The 25500-nt window shown below is 68.3% G+C and carries 24 protein-coding genes; 11 read left to right on the forward strand and 13 right to left on the reverse strand.

Annotated features, from left to right (window positions below):
* The first annotated feature begins 4 nt into the window (after positions 1–4).
* Genes ACH413_RS46040 through ACH413_RS46055 form a run of 4 tightly spaced genes read left to right on the forward strand, consistent with a single transcriptional unit; the run spans position 5 to position 3789 of the window.
* On the forward strand, positions 5–1207 hold the full coding sequence (locus ACH413_RS46040) for a sugar ABC transporter substrate-binding protein (RefSeq protein ID WP_360039435.1): 1203 nt from the start codon (positions 5–7) through the stop codon (positions 1205–1207).
* The gene (locus tag ACH413_RS46045) at positions 1204–2091 is read left to right on the forward strand and encodes a sugar ABC transporter permease (protein ID WP_360039437.1); all 888 of its coding nucleotides are present in this window, start codon (positions 1204–1206) and stop codon (positions 2089–2091) included. Before ACH413_RS46040 ends, ACH413_RS46045 begins: the two co-directional genes overlap by 4 nt.
* On the forward strand, positions 2081–2899 hold the full coding sequence (locus ACH413_RS46050) for a carbohydrate ABC transporter permease (RefSeq protein WP_360039440.1): 819 nt from the start codon (positions 2081–2083) through the stop codon (positions 2897–2899). Before ACH413_RS46045 ends, ACH413_RS46050 begins: the two co-directional genes overlap by 11 nt.
* Complete coding sequence (locus ACH413_RS46055) at positions 2896–3789, forward strand: alpha/beta hydrolase (RefSeq protein ID WP_360039443.1); 894 nt, start codon at positions 2896–2898, stop codon at positions 3787–3789. The genes ACH413_RS46050 and ACH413_RS46055 overlap by 4 nt, the downstream gene beginning before the upstream one ends.
* On the opposite strand, the gene ACH413_RS46060 is transcribed toward ACH413_RS46055, so the two are convergent.
* Complete coding sequence (locus ACH413_RS46060; RefSeq protein WP_360039446.1) at positions 3780–4844, reverse strand: family 2 encapsulin nanocompartment cargo protein terpene cyclase; 1065 nt, start codon at positions 4842–4844, stop codon at positions 3780–3782. The genes ACH413_RS46055 and ACH413_RS46060 overlap by 10 nt on opposite strands.
* Positions 4844–5698 carry a geranyl diphosphate 2-C-methyltransferase gene (locus tag ACH413_RS46065; RefSeq protein ID WP_360039449.1) on the reverse strand — a complete coding sequence of 285 codons (855 nt, stop codon included), beginning with the start codon at positions 5696–5698 and terminating at the stop codon, positions 4844–4846. Before ACH413_RS46065 ends, ACH413_RS46060 begins: the two co-directional genes overlap by 1 nt.
* Positions 5699–6214: 516 nt before the next feature.
* Here ACH413_RS46065 and ACH413_RS46070 point away from each other — a divergent pair.
* On the forward strand, positions 6215–9043 hold the full coding sequence (locus ACH413_RS46070) for a right-handed parallel beta-helix repeat-containing protein (RefSeq protein ID WP_360039451.1): 2829 nt from the start codon (positions 6215–6217) through the stop codon (positions 9041–9043).
* A 66-nt stretch (positions 9044–9109) separates the two neighbouring features.
* Here the strand turns inward: ACH413_RS46070 and ACH413_RS46075 are convergent, their stop codons facing one another.
* The 4 genes from ACH413_RS46075 to ACH413_RS46090 all read right to left on the reverse strand — a co-directional run bounded on the left by ACH413_RS46075 (position 9110) and on the right by ACH413_RS46090 (position 12126).
* Positions 9110–9886, reverse strand: coding sequence for an ion transporter (locus ACH413_RS46075; RefSeq protein WP_360039565.1), 777 nt, complete (start codon positions 9884–9886; stop codon positions 9110–9112).
* A gap of 107 nt (positions 9887–9993) precedes the next feature.
* Positions 9994–10404 (reverse strand): FMN-binding protein, encoded by a 411-nt coding sequence (locus ACH413_RS46080; protein ID WP_360039454.1) that lies wholly within the window; start codon positions 10402–10404, stop codon positions 9994–9996.
* 4 nt (positions 10405–10408) lie between these two features.
* Positions 10409–11773, reverse strand: a complete 1365-nt coding sequence (locus ACH413_RS46085; protein WP_360039457.1) for a ferredoxin reductase family protein — start codon at positions 11771–11773, stop codon at positions 10409–10411.
* On the reverse strand, positions 11770–12126 hold the full coding sequence (locus tag ACH413_RS46090) for a hypothetical protein (RefSeq protein WP_360039460.1): 357 nt from the start codon (positions 12124–12126) through the stop codon (positions 11770–11772). The genes ACH413_RS46085 and ACH413_RS46090 overlap by 4 nt, the downstream gene beginning before the upstream one ends.
* 97 nt (positions 12127–12223) lie before the next feature.
* On the opposite strand from ACH413_RS46090, the gene ACH413_RS46095 reads away from it, so the two are divergent.
* Both ACH413_RS46095 and ACH413_RS46100 read left to right on the forward strand, forming a co-directional pair.
* Entirely contained in the window at positions 12224–13165 is a 942-nt protein-coding gene (locus tag ACH413_RS46095) for a pirin family protein (protein WP_360039463.1), read from the forward strand.
* A 372-nt stretch (positions 13166–13537) separates the two neighbouring features.
* Positions 13538–13948, forward strand: a complete 411-nt coding sequence (locus ACH413_RS46100) for an SsgA family sporulation/cell division regulator (RefSeq protein ID WP_093589641.1) — start codon at positions 13538–13540, stop codon at positions 13946–13948.
* On the opposite strand, the gene ACH413_RS46105 is transcribed toward ACH413_RS46100, so the two are convergent.
* Positions 13941–14828, reverse strand: a complete 888-nt coding sequence (locus ACH413_RS46105) for a lysyl endopeptidase (protein ID WP_360039466.1) — start codon at positions 14826–14828, stop codon at positions 13941–13943. The two genes, ACH413_RS46100 and ACH413_RS46105, sit on opposite strands and share 8 nt — an antisense overlap.
* 119 nt (positions 14829–14947) lie before the next feature.
* On the opposite strand from ACH413_RS46105, the gene ACH413_RS46110 reads away from it, so the two are divergent.
* Positions 14948–15763, forward strand: a complete 816-nt coding sequence (locus tag ACH413_RS46110; RefSeq protein WP_360039468.1) for a helix-turn-helix transcriptional regulator — start codon at positions 14948–14950, stop codon at positions 15761–15763.
* Here the strand turns inward: ACH413_RS46110 and ACH413_RS46115 are convergent.
* Positions 15757–16689: a glycoside hydrolase family 6 protein gene (locus ACH413_RS46115; protein ID WP_360039471.1), complete on the reverse strand. Its 933-nt coding sequence runs from the start codon at positions 16687–16689 to the stop codon at positions 15757–15759. The genes ACH413_RS46110 and ACH413_RS46115 overlap by 7 nt on opposite strands.
* 118 nt (positions 16690–16807) lie before the next feature.
* Between ACH413_RS46115 and ACH413_RS46120 the strand changes: the two genes are divergently transcribed.
* The gene (locus tag ACH413_RS46120) at positions 16808–17239 is read left to right on the forward strand and encodes a hypothetical protein (RefSeq protein ID WP_360039474.1); all 432 of its coding nucleotides are present in this window, start codon (positions 16808–16810) and stop codon (positions 17237–17239) included.
* On the opposite strand, the gene ACH413_RS46125 is transcribed toward ACH413_RS46120, so the two are convergent.
* From ACH413_RS46125 to ACH413_RS46140, 4 genes are read right to left on the reverse strand one after another with little or no spacing between them, the layout of a single operon-like run.
* A complete protein-coding gene (locus ACH413_RS46125) occupies positions 17229–17522 on the reverse strand; it encodes a hypothetical protein (protein WP_360039477.1) in 294 nt (97 codons plus the stop codon). The two genes, ACH413_RS46120 and ACH413_RS46125, sit on opposite strands and share 11 nt — an antisense overlap.
* Before the next feature lies 1 nt (position 17523).
* Positions 17524–19134: a glycerol-3-phosphate dehydrogenase/oxidase gene (locus ACH413_RS46130; protein WP_396426133.1), complete on the reverse strand. Its 1611-nt coding sequence runs from the start codon at positions 19132–19134 to the stop codon at positions 17524–17526.
* A 25-nt stretch (positions 19135–19159) separates the two neighbouring features.
* Positions 19160–20677: a glycerol kinase GlpK gene (gene glpK, locus ACH413_RS46135; protein ID WP_360039480.1), complete on the reverse strand. Its 1518-nt coding sequence runs from the start codon at positions 20675–20677 to the stop codon at positions 19160–19162.
* 28 nt (positions 20678–20705) lie between these two features.
* Positions 20706–21461, reverse strand: a complete 756-nt coding sequence (locus ACH413_RS46140) for an MIP/aquaporin family protein (protein ID WP_360039482.1) — start codon at positions 21459–21461, stop codon at positions 20706–20708.
* Between the two features lie 242 nt (positions 21462–21703).
* Here ACH413_RS46140 and ACH413_RS46145 point away from each other — a divergent pair, with 242 nt between their 5' ends.
* Both ACH413_RS46145 and glpK (ACH413_RS46150) read left to right on the forward strand, forming a co-directional pair.
* Positions 21704–22468, forward strand: coding sequence for an IclR family transcriptional regulator (locus tag ACH413_RS46145; RefSeq protein WP_360039485.1), 765 nt, complete (start codon positions 21704–21706; stop codon positions 22466–22468).
* Between the two features lie 25 nt (positions 22469–22493).
* Positions 22494–23987, forward strand: a complete 1494-nt coding sequence (gene glpK, locus ACH413_RS46150) for a glycerol kinase GlpK (RefSeq protein ID WP_360039570.1) — start codon at positions 22494–22496, stop codon at positions 23985–23987.
* Between the two features lie 7 nt (positions 23988–23994).
* Here glpK (ACH413_RS46150) and ACH413_RS46155 read toward each other — a convergent pair whose 3' ends face one another.
* Entirely contained in the window at positions 23995–25371 is a 1377-nt protein-coding gene (locus ACH413_RS46155; RefSeq protein WP_360039573.1) for an aminopeptidase P family protein, read from the reverse strand.
* Positions 25372–25500 lie beyond the last annotated feature (129 nt).

Genomic DNA, 25500 nt, shown 5'->3' on the forward strand with positions numbered 1-25500 from the left:
AACGATGTCCCGACTCATTGCGCTCATCTGCACAGCACTGCTGGCGCTCACGGCCTGCAGCGGATCGGCGGCCACCGGCCCCAAGTCGCTGCGCATGACCGTGTGGACCGCGAACGAGGCACATCTCAAGCTGCTCAACGACATCGCGACCGAGTACAAGGCCTCGCACCCGGACGTCACCGAGATCAAGTTCGACTCGATCCCCGCCGACGGCTACACCACCACGCTCACCACGCAGATCGCCGGCGGCAACGCGCCGGACCTGGCGTGGATCCTGGAGGAGTCGGCGCCGGACTTCGTCGCCTCCGGGGCGCTCGCGCCGATCAGGGGCAAGGTCGAGAAGGCCGACGAGCTCGTCCCGTCCGCCACCAAGCTCTGGGAGAAGGACGGCGAGCTGTACGCGTACCCGTTCTCCACCTCGCCGTTCGGGCTCTTCGTGAACACCAGCCTGGTCAAGGACGTGCCGGAGACCTGGACGTGGGACCAGGCGATGGCGGCCGCCGCCGCGTCCGGCAAGGGCTTGGTGCTGCCGGACTTCAAGTACCAGAACTGGGCGGTGCTCTCGTCGATCTGGCGCGGCTGGGGCGCGAACGCCTGGAGCGAGGACGGCAGGTCGTGCGGCTTCTCCAGCAAGGAGATGAAGGACGCCATGACGTTCGTCCACAAGTCGATCTTCACGGACAAGGCGATCCCCGGCCCCGGCACGACCGTGGACTTCTTCGCGGGTGACGCCTCCATGGCGGTCAGCCAGATCTCGCGGGCGGGCGCGTTGAAGGACGCCAAGTTCACCTGGACCCTCGTGCCGCTGCCGCAGGGCCCGAAGGGCGACTACGCGGTGATCGGCCAGGCCGGTGTCGGCGTGCTGAAGCGCTCGAAGAACGCCGACGCCGCCGCGGACTTCCTCGGGTTCCTCACCAACGAGGCCAACTCGGCGAAGCTCGCCCAGTTCTTCCCGCCGGTGCGCGCGTCGTTGCTCAACGCCGAGACCCTGGCCAAGAGCAACCCGCTGATCAGGCCGGAGCAGCTCCAGTCGGTCGTGATCGAGGGCATCAACAAGGGTGTCGTGAAGCCGAGCCACCAGGGCCAGGAGGAGTTGAACCAGACGATCCGCGCGGCGCTCGACCCGTTGTGGAAGCCGGACGCGAACGTCGGTCAGGTGCTCGACGGCGTGTGCGCGAAGATCAAGCCGTTGTTGGAGCGCCAGTGACGTTCTGGACGTATCGCAGGCGCGACAACCTGGTCGGCTACCTGTTCGTCGCGCCTGCTCTGCTCGGCAGCCTCGCGTTCGTGCTCATCCCGCTGGGGCTGGTCGCCTGGTACAGCCTCAACGAGTGGAACGTGCTCGGCGGGACGTTCGAGTTCATCGGCGGTGACAACTACAAGCAGCTCCTCGCCGACGAGAAGCTGCGCGAGTCGCTCGTCGCCACCGCCTGGTTCGCCGCCGGGCTGGTGGTGCTGAACCTGTCGCTGGCTCTGCTGCTCGCGGTGCTGCTCAACCAGAAACTGCGCGGCACCACGCTGTTCCGCACGCTGTTCTTCTCCCCCGTGCTGGTGTCGCTGGTGGCGTGGACGCTGGTCTGGCAGCTCATGTTGCAGCCGGACGGCAGCGTGAACGGGCTGCTCGGCGTCTTCGGCGTGGACGGACCGAACTGGCTGCGGGGCGAGTCCACAGCGATGGTGTCGGTGATCGTCGTGCAGGTGATCAAGAACGTCGGGCTGAACATGGTGCTGTTCCTCGCGGCGCTGCAAGGGGTTCCGGCGCCGCTGTACGAGGCCGCGAAGATCGACGGCGCGGGCGCGTGGCGGCGGTTCCGGAGCATCACGATCCCGTTGATCAGCCCGACGATCCTGCTCACGTCGATCATCACGATCGTCGGCTCGTTGCAGGTGTTCGCGCAGATCGCGGTGCTCACCCAGGGCGGTCCCGGCACGTCCACGACCGTGTTGATCTACTACCTGTACCAGCAGGCGTTCCAGTTCCACCACTTCGGTTACGGCGCGACGATCTCGGTGCTGTTGTTCGTCATCGTCGCCGCTCTGACGTTGCTGCAGTGGCGGATGCGCCGGAAGTGGGTGCTCCATGAGGCGTAGGGTCGCTTTGTACGGGCTGCTTTGCGTGCTGTGCATACCGTTCGTGTTCCCGACGTGGTGGATGGTCACCTCGTCGATGAAGCCGATCAACGAGATCTTCTCGTTGTCCCTGCTCCCTCGGGAATGGACCTTCTCCACCTATCAGAAGGTCTTCCAGTTGCAGCCGTTCGGGCAGCAGTACTGGAACAGTCTTTACATCGCGGTGATCGTCACGGTCGGCACGATGGCCGTCGCCGCGATGGCCGGGTACGCGTTCGCGCGCATCAGGTTCCCCGGCCAGAACGTGCTGTTCGTCGTCGTGCTGACCGGCCTGCTCATCCCGAGCGAGGTCACGATCGTCCCGCTGTTCCAGGCCTTCCAGTCGTTGGGGATGACGAACACGCACTGGCCGTTGATCATCGTGCCGATCTTCGGGGCGCCGTGTGTGCTGGCGATCTTCATCATGCGCCAGTTCTTCATCGCGCTGCCTCCCGAACTGGAGGAAGCTGCCCGGATGGACGGTCTCGGCCGGGCCGGCATCTTCTGGCGGATCGCGCTGCCGTTGTCGAAGCCCGCGCTGGGCGCGGTCGCGATCTTCACGTTCCTGCACTCGTGGAACCTCTACCTGGAACCGATCGTGTACCTTTCCACACCGGACATGTTCACGCTTCCCCAGGCGCTGACCCAGTTCGTCGACATCTACGAGGGTCCGATGTTCAACGTCCAGCTGGCCGCCGCGACGATGACGGCGGTGCCGATCCTGGTGGTGTTCGTGCTGGCACAGCGGCAGTTCATCGAGGGCCTCGCGCACACGGGCGTGAAGGGATGATCGACCCGGAGCTCGCGGCGGCGATCGACCTCTCCCGGCCACCGCTCACGGCGGACGGGATCCCGGCGAGGCGAGCCGCCAACCGGGTCGTGACCGACGCCGAACTGTCCAGGGGCGGCACGGTCACGTTCACCGAACAGGACGCGGACGGCGTGCCCGTGCTCGTGCTGCGCCCTGCCAGGGGCCCCGAGGGCCCGCCCGTGCTGCACGTGCACGGCGGCGGGATGGTCGCGGGCACCCGCCGCTCCGACCTGCACGTGCTGGCCGAGTGGGTCGAGGAGCTCGGCGTCACGCTGGTCTCCCCCGAGTACCGGCTGGCACCCGAGAACCCGCATCCGGCGCCCGTGCAGGACTGCTACCGGACGCTGACGTGGATGGAGCGCAACGGTTTCGCGTCTCCGATCGTCGCGGGCACGTCCGCGGGCGGCGGGCTGGCGGCGGCGGTGACGCTCATGGCCCGCGACCACGGCGGCCCGGCGATCCGCGGCCAGCTGCTGATCTACCCGATGCTCGACGACCGGTGCGAGACCCCGTCCAGCCACCAGTTCCTCGACGGCACGATCTGGGTGCGTTCGTCGAACATCACCGGCTGGACGGCGTTGCTGGGTGACGCGCGGGGCGGTCCGGACGTGTCACCGTTCGCCGCTCCGGCACGCGCGACTGATCTTTCCGGGCTACCGCCGACCTACGTCGACGTCGGCTCGGTGGACGTGTTCCGCGACGAGGCCGTCGGCTACGCGTCCCGGATCTGGGAGGCCGGTGGAGACGCCGAGCTGCACGTGTGGCCCGGCGGCTGCCACGGATTCGACCACCTCGCACCGGAGGCCGCGCTGTCCCGGCGCGCCCGAGCCACGCGCATGGCGTGGCTCAGGCGGACGCTTCACCTGTAACGCGGGTGCGTGGTGTGCCATTCGAAGCCGCCGCCCATCCAGGCCTTGGTGCCCTTCAGGAACCGGTGCAGCTCCACCGACGGCACCGCGAGCAACGCCTTGTGCCCGGCCTCGAAGTCGCGCACCAGCTGGTTGTGCAGCTCCACGGTCCGTGCGGTGGCCTCGGCGATCGAGCACTCCTGGTCGGCGGCGATCTGCAGCACCATGTTGCAGACGGGTTGCTCGTCGGCGGCGTCCTTCTCCACCGACACCAGGTCGTTCACCATGACCGACGCCGTGCCGGCGGCCGTGAGCAGCTGCCGCACCCGCGGGTCGTAGTACAGCGGCGCGGGCAGCTCGTAGCCTCCGACCGCGTCGATCAGCGTCATCGACGTGTAGAAGGTGTCGTGCTGCCTGGTCGCGAGGTACTGCCACGCGGGCGGGTAGTTGCCGGTGTGCCGCCACGCCGCATAAGCGCCCCACGACACGAACATCGCGAACGTCGAGTAGCAGACCCGTTGCACCACGGTCGCCGTGCTGCGGGACGTGAGGTGTGCGATGCCCGAGCGCAGGCCGACGAGCACCGGGTCGGACGCGATTCTGTCCTCGAGGTCCGCGGTGAACTCGGCGGCGGGTGCGACCGGGTCCATCGCGGCCATCGCCAGCGCCAGGCGCGGCGGCAGTTCGGCCGGGATCGCGCCCATCTCGGTGCTGTCGGCGTACAGGTCGTCGGCGGCCCACCACGCCGCGTTCAGCTTCGCCGCGATCAGCAACTGGTCGACGTCGTCGGTGTCCACGTGGGTCAGCACCGCGAGCCGGCCGAACATGCCGCCCAGGAACCGTTCCGGCTCCTCGAAACCGCACTCCCCAGCCCACGCGACCAGGCGTTCGTCCACGGCGGCCGCGAGCACGGCGTCCTCGCGTTCGAGCACCGGCACGTACAGCGGTGGCGCGGTGCCGTCGCCCCAGGGACGTTCGGCGTAACCGGGTTCGGGCGGCGGCGCAACGGCCTCTGGCCGTCCGAGCCGGGCAGCAGAAGTGCCCAGCCCGGACGGCCCGGTGAGGAGATCCCTCATCAGATGCGGTCCGCGACGATCAACAGGTAGTGGAACGACCCTTCCTTGTAGGCGGTGAGGAACGGGTCCTCGACTCCTGTCGCGACGGACGACTTGGCGCGCAGCTCCCAATACGGGATGGTCTCCGGCGTCAGGTCGACCACGCTGATCGGCACGAACCCGTTGTCCGCCAACGCCCTGAAGTACTCGCTGCGCGGGTGGATGTTGCAGATGTAGTGCTGGTCGATCTGGCTGACCGCCCGCGAACGCAGGCCCGTCAGGTCGTTGGAGCAGCCGGTGATGCAGACGTACCGGCCGCCCGGCGCGATCAGTCGCGCGAACTCGCCGTACAGCTGCTGGAGGTCCACGTACATCGTGGTCTCGTTGGTCCAGATGCCGTTGAACGAGCCGGTCTCGAAGCCGGTGTCGAGCATGTTCTTGAAGTGGAACCGGACCTGGTCCGCGACATCGCGCTCGACCGCCTGGTCGTTGGCGAACGCCACCTGCTCCTCGGAGATGCTGACGCCGTCGATCAGGGCACCGAATCGGGCGTTGGCCATGAAGCTCGTGCCGCCGCGGCCGGAGCCGCCGTCCATCAGATGGCCGCGCACGGGAACGTCGCCGAACGCGTCCAGCAGCACCTCGGCCTGCGCGGTCTCGAGCCGGTGCATCTCGGCGATGATCGCCTGGTCGCGCACCGCGGGCGGGGCCTCCAGCACCGCGGGGTCGTACTGGCCGAGCCCGTAGTGGTGGTGGTAGAGACCGTCCACCTCACCGAGCTTGATGTTGACCGGGTCCTTCTCCTTGTTCCAGTAGTCCGCCACGGAACGCTGGTAGTCGGTGCGCAGAACCGGCTTCACGGTGGGGCTCGCCATGGTCTGGGTGGCTCCTGTTCGTTGGAACGCTCACTGCCGAACAGGAACTGACCTTTGCAGCTGATGGCCCAGTCAGCGATCCGCCGTTCAGGCTTGGTTCGGACACGAACGGGTGGGCCGGACACCGCGTTCCGGTAGGCCTCGTAACCCGTGCAAGAGGGTCACCATCCGCTCTTTCGTGGGTTCTCTGCGACCGACCGGATGACAGGACGGGCCGAATTCCACGCGGGTTGGGCAAAAATCCCGGTACAAGGCCCGCGAGACCTCAGCGGAGGCCCCCGGAGGACGGCCGGCCCGATCGACTCACACGATTCAGACGCGTGAGCTGCCCCGGAAACTGTTCGATGGGGCAAAAACCGTCATTGAAAACCATTGCAACATTATCTATTTCATGAATGTGAAAGTTTGACAGAGGTCTACACCTCTACTACAAAGAAATGGCCCCGCCCTGCCAAACGAGGGTAATCAATGATGCGAACCTCCCTGCCCCTGCTATCTCTGCTCCTAATAGGTTCGATGGCCGTCCCCGCTGCCACCGCGATCGCCGCACCTGCGCTGACAGGCCTGGACGTCTCGTCAGGCAATCGCCGCGCACCTGTTTCCGGCCTGTACGACTGGTCGAAAGCCGGGTATCGCGGCAATGGCGTGCTGCCGGGAAACAATGAGGTGAACCCGAGCGCCGCCTGTCAGATCACGGCGGCGGAACTCGCCTCTCAGTTCAACGTGCGCCCGAATGACGCGGCCGACGACACGGCGGGGCTCCAGGCCGCGATCGACGCGATCAGGACGCAGTGCTCGCCCAGCGCGAGCTACACGAAGCTCAGCACCATCACGCTGCCGGCGGGCCAGCTGAAGGTGTCGAAGGAACTGCACGTCGACGCCGACTACCTGATCATCAGGGGTGCCGGCGCGACGGCGACGAAGATCGTCTACACGCCCGACGCGAACACCCGGTACGACTCGCTGACGCCGGACGGTTCGGACTGGGACGAGGACGGGATGACGTCCGGGCAGGGCAAGGGCGGCTGGCTGTGGCCGGGCCGCGGCCTGTTCCGGGTCCAGTCGCGCGGCGTGCACTCCAGCTACGCGAGCGACTACGCGGCGGCTCCGGAGAACCGCAAGGACATCTTCGAGGGCACGATCAACGTGCACTGGAAGGCCGGCGCGAAGGTGAGCACCGCCGCCAAGGCCGGTGACCGCACCATCAAGGTCGCCTCCGCCAGTGCGATCAAGGCGGGCATGTTCGTCAACGTCCGTGCCGCGAACTCGGTCAAGTTCTACGAGCAGCAGTTCGCGACGGGCACCCCGTACCCGATGCTGAACATGCACATGCGGCAGCAGATCTTCACTGTCGCATCGGTGTCGGGCACCACCGTCACGCTCGACAAACCGCTGGAGTTCGACGTTCCGGTCAACTCCACCTCGGACGGTTCACCGGCTATCGACGGGGCGACGTACGACTCGAAGGTGTCGCCGCTGGTGGACCCGGTCCTCGGCGTCGGGTTCGAGAACTTCGGCTTCTCGCAGGCGATGCCGAACCTCAACCCCGCCGAGGCCACCAACAACTACGGCAACATGGCTCCTGCGGACGAGATGCACGGCATCGTCTTCAAGTGGGCGGCGAACTCGTGGGTCAAGGGCATCCGTGCGGAGATGACCGGGTCGCACCCGATCGTCACCGAGGAAGCCAAGAACCTGCAGATCGTCGACAACTACCTGGACGGTTCGTGGAACAAGGGCAAGGGCGGCAACGGCTACTTCCGCGGTTCGCGGGTGTGGGACTCGCTCTACGCCGGCAACACGTCGCGCAACCTGCGGCACTTCACGTTCCAGTGGTCCGCGTCGGGCAACGTCGTGGTGGGCAACGACTTCGACTCCGACCTGAACCTGCACGGCGGGTGGGAGCGCAACAACCTGTTCGAGAACAACAGCGTGAAGATCTCCTACGCGCACCGCTCCGGCAACTGCCGCGCGAACTGCGGTGAGGAGGGCGGCGGCGGGCCCGACGACTCGAACTGGTTCCCGATCTGGTGGGGCGCGGGCAAGAAGGCTGTCAAGTGGTCAGGCGCTTCCGGACCGCGCAACGTGTTCTTCAACAACGGCATGACGAAGCAGCTGTCGACCGGTGGCTCCTACGACCCGTTCTACAGCGAGAAGTCGCGGATCTACCAGTTCGGCTGGAACGGCAGCGCGTACCAGCACCTGGACGTCGGCGGCACGGCCATCGCGGACTGGGCGAAGAACGAGCAGCGCGACTACACCGGCGGTCACGGCGTCGACGCGACCAAGACAGACTCGGCGAAGTCGTTGTTCCTCAAGAACATCCCGGCGACCTTCGCGGCGGGGTCCACTGAGGACAACTTCGGCGCCCAGGCCACCATCCCGGTGTCCAACGCCGACCAGCTCAGGGCCGCGCTGCTCAACGCCAAGGCAGGCGACGTCATCCAGCTCGCGGCAGGCACCTACCGCGGTTCGTTCGTCTCACAGAAGGCCGGCACGTCGAGCAACCCGATCACGCTCACCGGACCCTCGTCGGCGGTGCTGGTCAACGACGGCCCGTCCGGCACGGCCCCGGCCTGCCCGGCGCCGACCGCGGGCTGGGACTCCGGCTACGGCCTGTGGCTGTACAACGCGCCCTACTGGAACATCAAGGGCATCACGGTGGCGGAGTCGAAGAAGGGCATCATCCTCGACAACTCCCACCACGTCACGATCGACGGCGTGACCGTGCGCAAGACCGACGAGGAAGGCGTGCACTTCCGGCGTTCCTCCGCGGACGGCGTGATCAAGAACTCGACGATCACGGACGCCGGCGTCGTGACGAAGGACTACGGCGAGGGCGTCTACATCGGCTCGGCGAACTCGAACTGGAAGTGCCACGGCAACTCCGGCGGCGTCGACAAGTCCGACCGCGTTCAGGTGCTGAACAACAGGATCGGCCCTGGTGTGTCGGCGGAGCACATCGACGTCAAGGAAGGCACGCAGGGCGGCCTGATCAGCGGCAACACGTTCAACGGCACCGGAATCTCCGGCGCGAACTCCGCTGACTCCTGGATCGACGTCAAGGGCTTCGACTACCGGATCGAGAACAACACCGGCACCTTCTCCTCGCCCGGCACGTTCGCGAACGGCTACGAGACGCACAACCCGAGCACCACGCCGGCGTTCGGCAACGGCTGCGGCAACGTGTGGCGCGGCAACAAGTCCGACCTCGGCAACGTCGGCGAGTACGCGGTGTACGTGTCGTCCACGTCGAAGTGCAAGGCCAACCCGAATGTCGTCCACGCCTCGAACACGGCCACCAAGGCCAAGAAGGGCGTGTCGAACATCCCGGTCACCCCGTAGAAGGCGGGGGTTGCAGGGGTCCCGATCGGTGTACGGCGGCGTCGCCGATCGGGACCCCTGGCTTTTCTAAGCGTTCTGCCGCATCGCCCGCACTTCTTCCCTGAGCGCGCGGACCTCCATCAGCAGGAGGTCGTCGTGGTTCGCGGAACGGGGTGCGGGCACCGTGACCTCCTCCTGCATCGCGCTGCACACGACCGCGATGAACAGGTTGAGCATCGTGAACGTGCCGACCATCAGGTAGATCAGGAAGAAGATCCACGCGAACGGCTTCTGCACCATCAGGTCGCGCATGACGTCCGACCAGCCGTCGCCCGTCGTGATCTGGAACAGGGTCAGCAACGTCGGTCCCAGACCGGTGAAGCGCGGGTCCCCGGTGTCGCCGAACAGGTTGCTCGCGATCACGCCGCCGATGTAGACGAGCAGCACCAGCAGTCCCGACAACGAGACCAGGCCGGGAATCGACCGCACCAGCGCCGTGACGACCCGGCGCATGCTCGGCACCATCGCGACGAGCCGCAGCGCGCGCAGGATCCGGAGACTGCGCAGCACGGACAGCGGCCCCGCGGCCGGGATCAGCGCGATGCCCACGATGATGAAGTCGAAGACGTTCCACGGGTCCTTGAAGAACTTCCAGCCGAACGCGTACAGCCGGGCCGCGAGTTCGGCCGTGAAGATCGCCAGCGCCAGGTGGTCGATCGTCGTCAACAGCGGACCGAACTTCGCCTCCAGCACGGTCGACGTCTCGGCTCCCAGCGTGATCGCGTTGATCACGATCACGCCGACGATGAACATCTGGAACCGGTTGCTCTCCACGAGCTCGCCGACGCGGGCGCGCACCATCATCACTTGCTGCTCCTACGACAGGGGTTGTGCTACCTATCGGCGGCGGAGGCGGCCCAACTGTTCACCCGGTCGTGTTGATCAGCTCCGGCCGGTGATCGCCCATCACGTCACCCTGCCTGGTCGAGGGCGGCCTGCAACGACTCGACGTAGCCCTCGCTGGTGACCGTCGCCCCGCTGACGGTGTCGATGTCGGCGCTCTGCGCCTGCAACGTCTCCTGCACGAGGATCGGCAACGCGCGAGCGTTGATCTGCTCGTCCTTGCGGTTGCCGTCCGGGTACTGCGGCACGGTGACGGCGGTGATCTTGCCGCTGTCCAGGGTGATCCGCACCTGGACCGGACCCCAGCGCGTGTCGACGGCGGGGCCCGTCACCGTGTTCGCGCCGCCGGACGACGTGCCGGCGCTCCCGGCGAGCGGCTGGGCCGCCACCGTCATCGGCCCCGACAACGAGGTGCGGTACCCGAACAGCAGGACGACGGCGGTCGCCGTGCCCAGGAGCCAGGCCAGAACGCGCTTCATCCGGTCACCACCTGAATTCCTCGACGTGGACGTGGTCAGCGGGGACGCCCGCGGCGCTCGCGGCGCGACGCACGGACTCCGCCCACGGTGCGGGCCCGCACACGTAGACGTCGCGCTCGGCGATGTCCGGCACCAGGTGCCGCAACGCGGACAGGTCGTCGACCGGCACGCCGTCGCCCAGCCACGACCCGGCCGATCTGCGGTGGCCCGGCAGATCGACGACGTGCAGGCCGCGTTCGCGCACCAGCGCGCCGAACTCGGCCGCGAACAGCGGGCGACGCGCGAAGCGGTGCAGCAGGACCGCTTGCCCCGGTCCGTACCCGAGTCCCTCCGCGAGCGCGCGCAGCGGCGCCACGCCGACACCGGCTCCGACCAACGCGACCTTGCGGCGGGTTCGCGCGCGGTCGGTGAGCCTGCCGAACGGGCCTTCGAACAACACCGGCGTGCCGGGGCGCATCTCCCGCAACGCCGTGCTGCCGTCGCCGAGCCCCCGCACGGTGATGCGCAGGCTGCGACCGTCCGGTGCGGCCGACAGCGAGTACGGGTTGGCGCGCGTCCACCCCGCCCGGTTCAGGAAGCGCCAGCCGAAGAACTGCCCGGCCTGCGCCGGCATCCTGCCGAGGTCCTGTCCGGTCAGGTAGACCGACACGACGTCGTCGTCCTCCGGCACGACCGACGTCACGCGCAGACGATGCCGCGCGTTGCGCCACAACGGCAGTCCGAGCCGCCACACCAGCACCGCGACCAGCGCGACCGCCCACAGGCTCCACCAGTAGACGGTGGCGGCCGTCGAGGTGAGGAACTCCTGGCCGGTCCACAGCTGGTGCGGCAGCGCGAGGCCGACGCCGAGGTAGCCGTAGAGGTGCAGCAGGTGCCACGACTCGTAGCGCAGTTTCGCGCGGGCCGCCCGAATGCTCGTGACGACCGTCAGCACCAGACACGCCGTGCCCGCGAGCGCGAGCAGCATCGCCGGGTAGTCGACGACGAGTTCCCAGAGCTCCGCGGGAAACCGGGTCAGGTCTCCCGCCGCGTACCCCCACGTGATCAGCACCAGATGCGCGAGCACGAGGTTGAACGAGGTGAAGCCGGTGAGCCGGTGCACCGCGATCAGGCGGTCCTGGCCGAACGCCCGTTCCAGCAGCGGCAATCGCGCCATCAGCAGCACCTGCACGAGCAGCAGGTCCGACCCGAGCAGGCCGGTGAGGCGGCCCAGCGAGTTCAGCCCGGACTCCCAGCCGCCGAGGTCGCCGATCCCGCCGCCCGCGGCCCACCAGTACGTGACGAGCGCGAGCCCGGCCCACAGGAGCACGACGGCGACGCCCCGCACCCCGGAGTCGAGCGGACGTCTTCGTCCGGCGTCCGGCGTCATGTCCCCTGCCCGTCCTGTTCCGGAAGTTCACCCTGCGTGCCGTCCGGCGGCGTGCCGAACCTGCCGTCACCGCGTCCCTCACCGGGCAGCTGCCTGCCGCCGGGGAGCTGTCCTTCGCCGGGAAGCCGGCCCGAGTCCTGCCGCACCTCGCTCGCGCCGTCGCCCGCCACCGCGTGGCCCAGGGCGAACCCGCCGGCCCCGGTGAGCACCGCTAGGCCGAGCGCCCCCGCGACCACCGGTCCGGTGAGCCGGCGCGATGGCCGCCCGGCGGGAACAGGCTGCGCCGGTGGCGGCACCGTGGCGGCGCCTGGCTCCCAGCGGGACCCGCTGGAGGTGTTCGGGTCGACGTCCATGTGACTCTCCTTCGTTCTCCGCCCCATGCTCGACGCCGCGGCTGTACGCAGGGGAAGAGCCAGCTGTGAGTCAGCTGAACCGCTTACGATCACCGGCGTGAGCAATGTCGAGGCCGAGCCCGCGGAAGTCACGTGCACCTCCTCCCCCGGCGACGTGGAGGTCCTGACGCCGCGCGACGTCCCCCTGGGCGGCCCGCGAGCGATGTCGGTCCGCCGGACGCTCCCCCAAAAACAACGATCGCTCATCGGCGCGTGGTGCTTCTGCGACCACTACGGCCCCGACGACGTCAGCATGGACGTGGCCCCGCACCCCCACACGGGCCTGCAAACCGTCAGCTGGCTGTTCACCGGCGAGATCGAGCACCGCGACAGCCACGGCGTCCACGCCTACGTGCGCCCAGGCGAACTCAACCTGATGACCGGAGGCCGCGGCATCGCGCACTCCGAGGTGTCCACCGCCGCGTCCTCCGTGCTCCACGGCGTACAGCTCTGGCTCGCCCTGCCCGACGGCCACCGCGACGCCCCGCGCGACTTCCAGCACTACATCCCGCAGACCGTGCTGGTGGACGGTGCCGCTGTGCGCGTGTTCCTCGGCTCGCTGGCCGGGTCGACGTCGCCCGTGCGCACTTTCACCCCGCTGCTCGGCGCCGAGATCGTGCTGCCCGCGGGTGCGTCGCTGACCTTGGACGTGGCGCCGTCGTTCGAGCACGGCGTCCTGCTCGACACCGGGGACGTGACGCTGGGTTCGACCGCGCTGTCTCCTGGCTCGCTCGGGTACGTCGGCACTGGGCGTTCGACGCTGACGCTCTCGTCGGTTGACGGTGCGCGGGTCGTGTTGCTGGGTGGCGAGCCGTTCGGCGAGGAGATCGTCATGTGGTGGAACTTCGTCGGGCGCACGCACGACGAGATCGCCGGGTTCCGGGAGGAGTGGCAGGCGGAGACGGACCGGTTCGGGCGGGTCGAGGGCTATCCCGGGGATCGCCTGCCGGCGCCGCCGCTGCCGGGTGGGCGGCTGCGGCCGCGCGGCAACCCGGCCTGACCGACGTGGACGACGCCGCGGCACTCGTCGCCGACCTCACCGCCTTGCGGTCATCACTTTCCGTGCCGAATTAACTACAGAAAGCACTTCCACATTTAAGTCGAATTAAGGTAACGAGCTTCCCCGTCTCAGCATCCGGGCCTTCCCCATACCGCATCCAGCTCGTCCCAGCTGGTGATTTCTTCCACAGATGACCGAACCCCACCAGCACAAAGAACACATACCCGCAGGTCAGAACAGGTACACAGCCCCGTCTCACCTGGTGAGCCGAGCCGGTTGTCAAAAGTCATACTTCGGGACCATTGAAAATCACGTTCTGATCGCTTTTCCTGATCGAGGCATCCACGGAGGCTGCTGTACGTCTTAGGGGGCATGACGAACGTGACACGAGTGGGCGCCGAGTCCGTCTTCGCCTTCATCGCCCCCTCCGGGCGCCCCTTGCCCGTCGAGGTCGAGCTGGGCTACCGCGCCGACGACCCGCACGCCGTGACCATGACGTTCCGCATGGGACGCCAGGAGACCGTGTGGCTCGTGAGCCGGGACCTGCTCGCCGACGGGTTGATCACCACCAGTGGTGCCGGCGACGTGACGCTGCGGCCCCACAACTCCACCACCGCCGTGCTCGAGCTGCGCTCTGACGTGTCGCACGCCGTGTTCCACGTCCAGTCGTCGGAGATGCAGGAGTTCCTGAACTCGACCTACGACGTAGTCGCCCCCGGTCGTGAGAACGACTACGTCGACTTCGAGGCCGAGCTCCGCAAGCTGCTCGACCCGACTAGCTGACGCCGTTGCGGATCGCCGTCGCGTAGGCCGCGGCGGTGCCTTGGGACGCGCACGCCTTCATGTCGTCGTAGAGCCACATGAAGCCGCCGGTGATGCCGGCCGAGGTCTTCCACGACCGCATCTTGCTCTGCACGGTGGCGGGTGAGTCGCCGGCCGAGCAGCCTGAGCCGTGTTTGCTCCACAGGCCGGGGTCGACCGTCATGCCCAGGGCGCGGTTCCAGGTCGCCGGGTTGTTGCCCGCGCCGCCCGCGTAGCCCTGCAGGTACGCGCGGTCTACCAGTGAGCCGAGGTTCGACTTGAGGCTCGCCCAGAACGACTGGTTCGTGTACGGCGCGAACGTGAACTTCGAGTACCCGAGGCCCGCCGCCATCCGCGCGAAGGCCGCGGTCGGGGCCACCTGGTAGAACGACTCGTCGTCGTTGTTGATCGCGTCGGCGCCGGTGGCGGTCTTCAGAGCCTGGAAGTTGCGGTACAGGATCGAGGACGAACCGGTGCCGCCGGAGCTGATCAGCGCGGCGATGTTCTCCCAGTCCCGCACGCCCCACGAGCCGACCGACACCTCGATGCGGTTGACGGAGGTCGGGGCCTGCTTCAACGTCCGCAGGCGCGCGGGCCAGCCGGAGTCGCCGACGTAGCGGCCGTTCTGCACGAGCAGGATGTCGTTGTAGTAGAGATCGCCGTTGGGGTGCACGTGGATGCTCCAGAGGATCACCGTCGTGAACCCGGAGGAGCGCAGGGTGTTCATCACGGCCTGGCCGTCGGCGTAGAACGGGCCACCGCCGAAGACCGCCGAACGCGGTGTCGCCTGTGCGGAGGCCGGTACGGCGAAGGCCAGAGCCAGTAGTGCGGCGAGAAGAGCGGGGATCCAGGGCCGCCTCATCAACGCAACTCCCATCGTCAGGGCGGCGGCCAACCCCACCATAGCGGCGCGATCAAGAGCGCGTTTTCACCCGAACGAGCCTGTGGCATGGAGTTGTTCCAACCCATACGTTCGAGGTCGTGACCGTGACGACTTCCACCGCGTACAGCAGGGACCTGGGCGACGAACTGCGCCGGCTCAGGCAGAGGTTCACCGGCTTGAGGGGCCGCGCGATGGCGCTGCAGCTCGGCTGGGATCCGAGCAAGGTCTCCAACCTCGAGCACGGCAAGATCAGGGGCAGCGACGTCGACCTCGCGCAGTACCTCACCGTGTGCGGCAAGGACATCGACTACTTCGACGACTTCCTCCGCCGCTACCACAACGCTTTCGACCCGTACCTCGCGCAGGCGCCGGACAGCCTGCGCACCCTCACGATGACGGAGGCGATGGCCACCGGCATCACCGCCTACGACGTCCTGACCGTCAACAGCCTGCTGCGGACGCCGAAGTACGCGCGGGCCGTGCAGGCCGCGACCGGACAGCCGCTCGAGGACCTGGACAGGCAGGCGGTCATGCGCCGCCCCGACGGGCCCAAGTGCGTCTTCTACCTGCACGAGCTGGCGTTGCGGATGCGGCTCGGCGACGACCAGGTGATGGAGGAGCAGTTCGTGTGGCTGCTGGCGAACTCCGCCATCCTGCGGATCGTGCCCGAGGAGGCGACGTCCGCGGCGTTCCAGTCGGCGTGCACGCTGTTCGAGTTCGAGAAGGCGTCGCCGCTGGTGTTCGCGGAGTCCGGCTACACCAGGGTCTTCGCCCAGGGCGAGGCGGCCGTCGAGCGGAGCAGGAGGCTCTTCGACCTGCTCGAGGACGTCGCCCTGGACGAGCACCAGTCGCGGCGCAAGCTCGCGGAGTACCGCGGGCCCACACCGATCCGTGCCCTGGTCAAGACTCAGTAGCCGTACACCAGGTCGAACGCGAGCTGCGGATCGAACTGGCCCGCGTCGACCCCCGGTGCCTTGCCACAGCGCCCGTCCGAGTCGCCGGGAACCTTGACCCACAACAACATCTCCGCGCCGCCACCGGTGCGGGCGGACGTGCCCAGCTTCCGTCCGCCGGGGTTGCACCACTCGCCGTTGTGGCCGTTGCCGTTGCGGCTGGTGTCGATCACGTACGGCTTGGTGTAGCCGGGAAGCGCGCCGCTGACGGAGTTGCCGTACGCCGTCGAGGCCGCGGTGGTGTGGTAGTTGGACACGTTGATCGAGAACCCGCGCACGTTGCGCACGCCCGCTGAATCCAGGCGGGTGGCCATCGTCGCGGCCGGCACCCACTGCGCGTTGCCGGCGTCGAGGTAGGCCCACGTGTTGGGCGCCTTGGCCTTGAACTGCTCCGTGGCGTACCTGATCATCGCCGTCCGTTCGGCGATCTTCGCGCTGTCCATGCAGTTGAAGTCCGCCAGCGAGTCCGGCTCGATCACCACCACGGCCGGGCGCGTGCCGATGGCCGTGGCGAAGGAGGAGATCCAGGTCCGGTAGGCCTCCGGCGTGCCGGCACCGCCTCCGGAGTGGCCGCCGCACGCGTCGCGGCCGGGGATGTTGTAGGCGACCAGGACGGGCAGCTTGGTGCCGGCCTTGTTCACGTGGGCCGACACCGAGGTCTTGATGTCGCCGCTCCAGGCACCGAACCAGCGGGCGATCGGCTTGGAGGAGATGTTCGCCCTGATCGCGGCCTGGCGGCCGTCGCCCGCGTGGTCGCGCACCCACACGGCGGGGTTGGAGTCCGGGTCGACGTAGAAGCCGTCGGTCATGCCGACGGGACTGGCGGCGTGGGCGGCCGGGGCCGTGGCCACGACGGCCAGCACGGCCAGCGCGAGTGCTCTGATCATGTCCGGCACACTCGCGCCGCGCGCTTAAGGCGTGGTTATTCGGCGGTGAACGACCACTTCCCAGTCAGGAGTGGACAGTTCGTTGACGCACAAAACCACGTCGGTGAACCATGCGGAAGTGACGACGAGCCTCACCAAGCTGAGCAACGATCAGGTGCACGCCTACGCGGTCTACTGCGCCGCGGCGGAAGCCGTCCGGAAGACCTTGCTCCCGGTGGAGGTGCGGTCGGAGCCACGCCGCTACCGCCTCGAGGTCGGCGGACGGCTGGTGCAGGTGTTCGGCAAGCGCTCGGACGAGTGGCAGCTGTCCGACGCGTTGAAACCGTTGGCACCGGACACCGACGCCGTGGTGTTCGTGGACCTGGAAGGCGAACACCCCGAGTTCTACCCGGTGCCCGCCGACTGGTTCCGCCACGACGTCGAGAAGCGGTACACCGAGTTCCTGGCACGCGTCGGCACGCGTCCCAAGAACCCCGACAGCCGCCACTACGCGGTACCGCCGTCCCACGTCGTGCGGTGGTGGGACAAGTGGGACGTGTTCAGCGGCTGAGGCCGGGCTGAAGCGGCAGCAACGGCGAGACCACGCGAGCGAACGGGCCGCTCTGCACGACACCGCCCTCAGGTCCGGCGAACGGCGCGGCGGGGTCGAGCGCGTCCGGCATCCGGGCCCACACGGCCCACCGCTCGTCCCACGCCTGGATCACGTCGAGTTGCCCGCCGGGAAGGAACCGGGCCAGGTGCACCCCTGCGACCTGCCCGGTGTTCCCGAGCAGCGGGAGCAGCCGGAAGCCACCTTCCCGCCGCAACCTCTCGATCAGCTCCGCGCTGTCCATCTCATCTCGCCGCCAACTCCGTGCTAGCCCTATAAGACTCCACAGCAGCAACACGTTCATCAGAAGACCAGCCCAGCGGACCGGCGATCAGGTCAGCGACCTCACCGGCGACCGAAGCACCGAAGTCCAGGTGCTCCATGGCGATCCGCGTCCGCCGCGCGAGAACGTCCTCCAGCCCCAACGCACCCTCGTGCGTCACGGCGTAGACGATCTCCGCCGCCAGATACCCCGCCACCGGTGTGGCCAGCGAGGAGTCCTGTGCGATCAACGCCAGCACGTCGGACACGGCCGAGCCGTACCGGCGCAGCAGACGCTCCACAGTGGACGTGGGCAGGCCGGACTCCGCAGCGACTCGAGCCCGGTCCGCCCACAGCTCTTGGAAACCGACGGCGCCGCACAACGGCAGCCGGGCGGTCAGCGAAGGCGCCACCGCGCGCCCCAGACCGGACACCGCGGCGTTCACGACGTCGGCGGCCATCACGCGATACGTCGTGTACTTGCCGCCCGCGATCACGAAGAACCCCGGCTCGGGCTCGGCGACGGCGTGCTCGCGGGAGAGCTTCGACGTGTCGCTGGAAGCCCCGGCGAGCAACGGCCGCAGACCCGCATACGTGCCAACGACGTCGTCCACGGTCAGCGGAGACCGCAGCACTGCGTTGACGTGGTCCAAGATGTAGGAGACGTCTTCCGAGGTGGCGGTGACGTCTTCCGGCGAACCGGAGTAGGGCGTGTCGGTGGTGCCGATGATCCAGTAGGCACCCCACGGGATCACGAACAGCACCGACTTCTCGGTCTGCGTGATCAGCCCGCCGTCCAGCTGGATCTTCGAACGCTCCACCAGCACGTGCACGCCCTTGGACATCCGCACGTGGAACGGCGGAGCACCCGGCGACATCGAGTTGAGCGAGTCGGTCCACACCCCGGTGGCGCTGATGACCCGCCGCGCCCGCACCACGTGCGTCACGCCGGACAGCTCGTCCCGCACCGAGGCACCGGTGACCCGGCCGTCGACCCGCAGCAGAGAAGTCACGCGGGCCCGCGACACCACCGTCGCACCGTGCTGCGCGGCCGTGCGGACCAGCGTCGACACGAGCCGGGCGTCGTCCATCTGCGCGTCGTAGTACCGAATCGCGCCGGCGAACGCAGAAGAGTCGATTGACGGACCCACTGCGGCCATCTTGCGACGGGAGAGGTGCCGGTGCATCGGCACGGCCCCGGCGCCGCCGATCGAGTCGTACAACATCACGCCCGCACCGACGTACGCGCGTTCCCACTGCTTCTTCAGCGGGAAGAGGAACGGCACCGGCCGCACCAGGTGCGGTGCGAGCCGGCGCAGCAACAGGCCGCGTTCCTTCAGAGCTTCCCGGACCAGCTTGAACTCCAGCTGCTCCAGGTACCGCAGCCCGCCGTGGACGAGCTTGCTGGACCGGCTCGACGTGCCCGCCGCCCAGTCGTCGGCCTCGACCAGCGCGACGGAGAGGCCGCGCGACGCCGCGTCGAGAGCAGCGCCCGCGCCGACCACACCACCTCCGACGACGAGGACGTCGAACTCCGTGCTGCCCAACGTCTCCAGGGACCGAGCACGCCGAGCCGGATCCAGCCTTGCGAACAACTTCTTCAGCTCCTAAAGAAAGAAGTCAGCGAACGTCGGCGTCGACCCAGTCGAACGACTTGGTGACGGCCTTCTTCCAGTTGCGGTACTCGCGCTCGCGCTCGTCGGACTCGAGTGCGGGCGTCCAGCGCTTGTCCTCGGCCCAGTTGGCGCGCAGCTCGTCGAGCCCCGACCAGTAGCCGACGGCCAGACCGGCGGCGTACGCGGCACCGAGAGCGGTCGTCTCGGCGACGACCGGACGCACCACCGGCACGTCCAGAACGTCGGCCTGGAACTGCATCAGCAGCTCGTTGGCGACCATGCCGCCGTCGACCTTCAGCTCGGTCAGCGGCACGCCGGAGTCGGCGTTCATCGCGTCCAGCACCTCGCGGGTCTGGAACGCCGTCGCCTCCAGCACGGCCCGTGCCAGGTGACCCTTGTTGACGAACCGGGTCAGGCCGACGACCGCGCCACGCGCGTCCGCTCGCCAGTACGGCGCGAACAGACCGGAGAACGCCGGCACGAAGTACGCGCCACCGTTGTCGTCCACCGTCTTCGCCAGCGCCTCGATCTCCGCCGCCGAGCCGATGATGCCGAGGTTGTCGCGCAGCCACTGCACCAGCGAACCGGTGACGGCGATGGAGCCTTCCAGCGCGTAGACGGGAGCCTCGTCGCCGATCTTGTAGCAGACGGTCGTGAGCAGACCGTTCTTCGAGGCGACCTTCTCGGTACCGGTGTTGAGCAACATGAAGTTGCCGGTGCCGTAGGTGTTCTTCGCGGTGCCCGGCTCGTAGCAGACCTGGCCGAACGTCGCGGCTTGCTGGTCGCCGAGGATGCCCGCGATCGGCACGCCCTTCAGCACCCCGCCGGGGCCACCGGTGCCGTAGACCTCGGAGGAGGAACGGATCTCCGGCAGCATGGACAGCGGGATGCCCATGTCGGAGGCGATCTCCGCGTCCCAGGACAACGTGTCGAGGTCCATCAGCATGGTCCGCGACGCGTTGGTGACGTCAGTTGCGTGCACACCGCCGTTGGGGCCGCCGGTGAGGTTCCACAGCGTCCACGTGTCGGTGTTGCCGAACAGCAGGTCGCCGGCCTCGGCACGCTCACGGGCGCCCTCGACGTTGTCGAGGATCCAGCGGATCTTCGGGCCGGAGAAGTAGGTCGCCAGCGGCAGGCCGACCTTCGCCTTGTAGCGCTCGGCACCGCCGCCGAGCGCACCGAGCTCCTCGACGATGGCCTGGGTGCGGGTGTCCTGCCAGACGATCGCGTTGTAGACCGGTTCGCCGGTGTTCTTGTCCCACACCACCGCGGTCTCGCGCTGGTTGGTGATGCCGACGGCGGCGAGGTCACCGGTGTTGAGGTCGGCGGTGGAGAGCGCCTGGCCGATCACGAACCGGGTGTTCTCGGAGATCTCCACCGGGTTGTGCTCGACCCAGCCGGCGCGCGGGAAGATCTGCTCGTGCTCCTTCTGGCCCACGGCGACGATGGAGCCGCTGTGGTCGAAGATGATCGCCCGCGTGCTGGTCGTGCCCTGGTCGACGGCGAGAACGTACTGCGACATCGAAGAAGTCCTTTCCGGATGGTCAGCGTCAGAACGCGAGCGAAGCGATCACACCGGCGAGCGCGCCACCGATGAGCGGGCCGACGACCGGCACCCAGGAGTAACCCCAGTCGGAGTCCTTCTCGCCGATCGCCTCACCCTCGGAACCCTTGTAGCCCATGGGAAGCAGGGCGTGTGCGATGCGCGGGCCGAGGTCGCGGGCCGGGTTGATCGCGTAGCCGGTGGGGCCACCGAGGGAGGCACCGATGCCGACGACCAGCAGTGCGGCGGCCAGCGGGCCGATCTGGGTCGGCGTCTTGCCGAACGCGAGGATCACGAAGACCAGGACGAACGTGCCGATGACCTCGCACACCAGGTTCCAGGTGTAGCTGCGGATCGCCGGGCCGGTGGAGAAGACGGCGAGCTTGAGGCCGTGGTCCGGCGTCTCCTCGAAGTGCGGCTTGTAGGCGAGCCACGCGAGGACGGCACCGAGGAACGCGCCGAGGAACTCACCGGCGAAGTAGATGATCGTCGAGCCGAAGCTGACCGGCACACCAGGTGCGTACTCGGCCGCACCGCTGGTGAGAATGCCCACCGTCACCGCCGGGTTGAGGTGCGCGCCCGACTTGTAGGCGACGTACACACCGGCGAAGACACCGAGGCCCCAGCCGAAGTTGATCAACAGCCAACCGCCGTCGAAACCCTTCGACTTGGCGAGCAGCACGTTGGCCACCACGCCCGCACCCAGCAACAGCAGGACGCCCGTACCGAGCACCTCGCTGAGGAACACTGACCCGAGACCCACGCTGGCCTCCCATTCGTCTTTGAACGGCTGATCACCCCGTGGTGATTGAGGCGGAACGTATGACTGCCTGAACAGCTGTTCAACAGGTGCGGTTCGACAATGTCGACACCTGCGACCACCCAAGGTGTGACCGACCGGTCACGCTGCGCGCAGACAAGGCGTTTCAGGCCTGTGTCCAGGCGTGATGCCCGCCCTACCTGTTCGACATTGCCGACACGGGTCGTCTCAATTACGTTTCACGCGTGCCGGGACCCATCCAGTCGATCGAACGCGCCGCCGCCGTGCTGCGGCTGCTCGCGCGTGGCTCCGGCCATCACGGTCTCACGGAGATAGCCGACTCGCTCGGTCTCGCGCGGGGCACCGCGCACGGGATTCTCCGTACGCTGCAACGGGTCGAGTTCGTCGAACAGGATCATGCGACGGGCCGCTACCGGCTGGGCGCCGCCCTCCTGCACCTGGGAACGTCCTACCTCGACGCGAACGAACTGCGTTCTCGATCGATCAACTGGGCCGACACGCTCGCCTCGCGGTCAGGTCAGGAGGTGCGCATCGGCATGCACCACGACGGCGCCGTGCTCGTCGTGCACCACGTGTTCCGGCCTGATGACTCTGTGCAAACACTCGGCATCGGCGCGATGCTGCCGTTGCACGCCACCGCGCTCGGCAAGGTCCTGCTGGCCTACGACCCGGATCTGTCGGCGGCCGCACGCCGGCGCGAGCTGACGTCGTTGACGCGCAGGACGATCACGCGCACCCAGATGCTGGAGCGCGTGCTGACCGAGGTGCGCGGGCAGGGCTGGGCGGGCGAGGCCGAGGAGTACATGCCGGGTGAGGCGAGCATCGCCGCGCCCATCCGCATCCCCGGCGGCCTGGTGATCGGCGCGATCGGAATTTCGGGCGCGGCGGACCGGCTGTGCGACTCGGCTGGCCGTCCGCGTGCGACGCTGGTGCGTCAGGTCGTGCAGGCCGCGGAATCCGTCACCACTTCGCTTGTCGACGAGAACTGAGGGGCTCGCCGTGCAACGGTACGTAATGGCGATCGACCAGGGGACGACGTCGACGCGCTGCATCGTGTTCGACCAGAACGCCCGCCTCGTCGCGGTCGCCCAGCGCGAGCACCGCCAGTACCACCCGCGGCCGGGCTGGGTGGAGCAGGACGCCGTGGAGATCTGGCGCAACGTCGACCGGATCGTGCCGCAGGCGTTGCGGCAGGCGGGGATCACCGCCGACCAGGTCGTCGCGATGGGCATCACGAACCAGCGCGAGACGTTCGTGCTGTGGGACCGGCACACCGGTGTCCCGATCGGACGCGCGATCGTCTGGGAGGACATCCGGACCGAGGACCTCGTCACCGAACTCGGGAAGAAGCCGGGCCTCGAGGAGGTCCGCGACCGGTGCGGGTTGCCGCTGGCGACCTACTTCTCGGCGCCGTCGCTGCGGTGGATGCTCGACAACGTGGCCGGGCTGCGCGCGAAGGCCGAGCGCGGCGACGTCCTGTTCGGCACCATGGACACCTGGCTGATCTGGAACCTCACCGGCGGCGTCAACGGCGGCCTGCACGTCACGGACGTCACCAACGCGTCGCGGACGATGTTGATGAACCTCTCGACGCGGCAATGGGATCCGATGCTGCTGGAGTTCTTCGGCGTGCCGTCGAAGATCCTCCCGGAGATCCGGCCGTCGACGGAGATCAGCGGTGTCACGACGCGCGTGGTGCCCGGCATCAAGATCGCGGCCGCGCTGGGAGACCAGCACGCGGCGCTGTTCGGCCAGACCTGTTTCGAGAAGGGGTCGATCAAGGGCACGTACGGCACCGGCGGATTCCTGTTGATGAACACGGGAAGCGAACTGGTGCGCTCGAAGCACGGGCTGCTGACGACGATCGGCTACCAGATCGGCGGCGAGCCGGCGTACGCGCTGGAGGGCTCGATCGCCGTCGCCGGGTCGCTGGTGCAGTGGTTCCGCGACAACCTCGGGCTGATCCACTCCGCGCCGGAGATCGAGACCCTGGCGCGCACGGTGAAGGACAACGGCGGCTGCTACATCGTGCCGGCGTTCTCCGGGTTGTTCGCGCCGCACTGGCTCTCGCAGGCGCGCGGGCTCGTCGTCGGGCTGACCTCGTACATCAACAAGGGACACCTGGCGCGGGCGGTGCTGGAGGCGACCGGCTGGCAGACGCGGGAGGTCGTGGACGCGATGAACGCCGACCTCGGGGTGCCGACGCCGGTGCTGAAGGTGGACGGCGGGATGACCGCCGACCACCTGCTCATGCAGTTCATCTCGGACGTGCTGGACATCCCGGTGCAACGGCCGCTGGTCGCGGAGACCGTGTCACTGGGCGCGGCCTACGCGGCCGGGCTGGCCGCCGGGTACTGGCCGGACCTGGAGGGGCTGCGGCGCAACTGGCACCTCGCCGCCCGGTGGAACCCGGCGATGGACGCCCGGCACCGCGAGAACGAGTACGCGAACTGGAAGCGGGCCGTAGAACTCACGTTCGCCTGGGCCCGCTCCACTCCGTCCACTTAGGAACGAGCTACGACCGCTGCTTGCGCACCCACGCGGCCACGTCGTCGGCCTCGATCGGCAGCGAGTCCGACAGGACGTCCGCCCCGGTCGAGGTGACGACCAGGTCGTCCTCGATGCGCACGCCGATGCCGCGCAGCTCCGGCGGCAGCGTTTCGTCGTTGGGGTGGAAGTACAGGCCCGGCTCGACCGTCAGGGCCATGCCGCGTTCCAGGATGCCCTGCTGGTAGGTCTCCTGGCGGGCGTCGGCGCAGTCGTGCACGTCGAGGCCGAGGAAGTGGCCGGTGCCGCAGACGATGTAGCGGCGGTGGTGCTGGCCGAGCGGGTCGAGCGCCTTGTCGACGCTGACGGGCAGCAGGCCCCAGTCGTGCAGGCCCTCGGCGAGCACGCGCATGGCGGTGTGGTGGAAGGCGCTGTAGTCGTTGCCGGGCCGCACTTCCGCGAGCGCGGCGACGTGGGACTTCAGCACGAGGTCGTACACCTGGCGCTGCGGCTCGCTGAACTCGCCGCTGACCGGGAACGTGCGGGTGACGTCGGCGGTGTAGAGGGAGTTCATCTCGACACCGGCGTCGAGCAGCAGCAGGTCGGACTCGTTCACGCGGCCGTCGCAGCGCGTCCAGTGCAGCACCGGGGCGTGCGGGCCGGCGGCGACGATCGAGGTGTAGCCGGGGCCCTTGCCCTCGGTGCGCGCACGACGGTCGAACGTGCCCTGCAGCCAGCGCTCTCCCCCGCCGCGCACTGCCTGGCCGAGTTCCATGGCGACGTCGGCGAAGCCCTTGACCGACGCGTCGACGGCCTGGCGCAGCTGGTCGATCTCCCAGTCGTCCTTGATCCGGCGCAGTTCGGACAGGACGGTGCGCAGCTCGTCGCTGTGCGAGCCGGTCAGCGCGTCGAGCAACGGGTCGAGACCCTTGGCGACGAGCGTCTCGGGGTGGCGGCCGCGCAGGGCGTTCGCGAGGTCCTCGATCGGGCGGGCCGTGATGCCGAGCGCCGCGCCCCACTCCTTCGGACCGGCGGCGGCGCCGATCCAGAACGGGCTGCGGTCGGCGTCGCCGAAGAAGTCGACGCTGTGGGTCTCCGACGGCACCGGCACGAACAGCGTGGCGTCGTCGTCGGTCAGCACCAGCACGGCGCCCTCGACATGGCAGCCGGTCAGCCACACGAAGTCGCTGTCGGCGCGGAACTCGTGGAACGTGTCGTTGGACCGGACGTGCGCGCGCCCGGCGGCCAGCGCGATCCGCTTGCCCGGCAACGCCGCCGTGAGCCTGGCGCGGTGAGCCGCTGCCGCCTCTGCCGTGCCGTCCGGGAGGTCGACGGAGCTGTCCCACTCGCCCCAGCCGTCGCGGATGTACGTGCGGAAACCGTCCGCGTCCACCAGTTTCGCCATGTCGCGGCGTGTCCGAGCCAATTCGGGTCCTTCCAGAGTTGTCCTTCCTCCCACCCTCCCCGTTGTCGGAGGCGTCCCGCCAATCCCAGTTGGCCATAGCTTCGAGCTATGGAACGTGGCGGGTGTATT

Origin of the sequence: Lentzea sp. NPDC020367, assembly GCF_044387305.1 — a bacterium.
Classification (GTDB): Bacteria; Actinomycetota; Actinomycetes; order Mycobacteriales; family Pseudonocardiaceae; genus Lentzea.

What these genes read in the sequence shown, in the direction of transcription:
- ACH413_RS46115 (WP_360039471.1), bottom strand. Translation starts at nt 16,689, where the DNA reads ATGATCAGAGCACTCGCGCTGGCCGTGCTGGCCGTCGTGGCCACGGCC.
- ACH413_RS46075 (WP_360039565.1), bottom strand. Translation starts at nt 9,886, where the DNA reads ATGATGGTGCGCGCCCGCGTCGGCGAGCTCGTGGAGAGCAACCGGTTC.
- glpK (WP_360039570.1), top strand. Translation starts at nt 22,494, where the DNA reads ATGGCGATCGACCAGGGGACGACGTCGACGCGCTGCATCGTGTTCGAC.
- ACH413_RS46060 (WP_360039446.1), bottom strand. Translation starts at nt 4,844, where the DNA reads ATGAGGGATCTCCTCACCGGGCCGTCCGGGCTGGGCACTTCTGCTGCC.
- ACH413_RS46055 (WP_360039443.1), top strand. Translation starts at nt 2,896, where the DNA reads ATGATCGACCCGGAGCTCGCGGCGGCGATCGACCTCTCCCGGCCACCG.
- ACH413_RS46050 (WP_360039440.1), top strand. Translation starts at nt 2,081, where the DNA reads ATGAGGCGTAGGGTCGCTTTGTACGGGCTGCTTTGCGTGCTGTGCATA.
- ACH413_RS46065 (WP_360039449.1), bottom strand. Translation starts at nt 5,698, where the DNA reads ATGGCGAGCCCCACCGTGAAGCCGGTTCTGCGCACCGACTACCAGCGT.
- ACH413_RS46125 (WP_360039477.1), bottom strand. Translation starts at nt 17,522, where the DNA reads ATGGACAGCGCGGAGCTGATCGAGAGGTTGCGGCGGGAAGGTGGCTTC.
- ACH413_RS46155 (WP_360039573.1), bottom strand. Translation starts at nt 25,371, where the DNA reads ATGGCGAAACTGGTGGACGCGGACGGTTTCCGCACGTACATCCGCGAC.
- ACH413_RS46100 (WP_093589641.1), top strand. Translation starts at nt 13,538, where the DNA reads ATGACGAACGTGACACGAGTGGGCGCCGAGTCCGTCTTCGCCTTCATC.
- ACH413_RS46085 (WP_360039457.1), bottom strand. Translation starts at nt 11,773, where the DNA reads ATGACGCCGGACGCCGGACGAAGACGTCCGCTCGACTCCGGGGTGCGG.
- ACH413_RS46080 (WP_360039454.1), bottom strand. Translation starts at nt 10,404, where the DNA reads ATGAAGCGCGTTCTGGCCTGGCTCCTGGGCACGGCGACCGCCGTCGTC.
- ACH413_RS46070 (WP_360039451.1), top strand. Translation starts at nt 6,215, where the DNA reads ATGGCCGTCCCCGCTGCCACCGCGATCGCCGCACCTGCGCTGACAGGC.
- ACH413_RS46105 (WP_360039466.1), bottom strand. Translation starts at nt 14,828, where the DNA reads ATGAGGCGGCCCTGGATCCCCGCTCTTCTCGCCGCACTACTGGCTCTG.
- ACH413_RS46040 (WP_360039435.1), top strand. Translation starts at nt 5, where the DNA reads ATGTCCCGACTCATTGCGCTCATCTGCACAGCACTGCTGGCGCTCACG.
- glpK (WP_360039480.1), bottom strand. Translation starts at nt 20,677, where the DNA reads ATGTCGCAGTACGTTCTCGCCGTCGACCAGGGCACGACCAGCACGCGG.
- ACH413_RS46090 (WP_360039460.1), bottom strand. Translation starts at nt 12,126, where the DNA reads ATGGACGTCGACCCGAACACCTCCAGCGGGTCCCGCTGGGAGCCAGGC.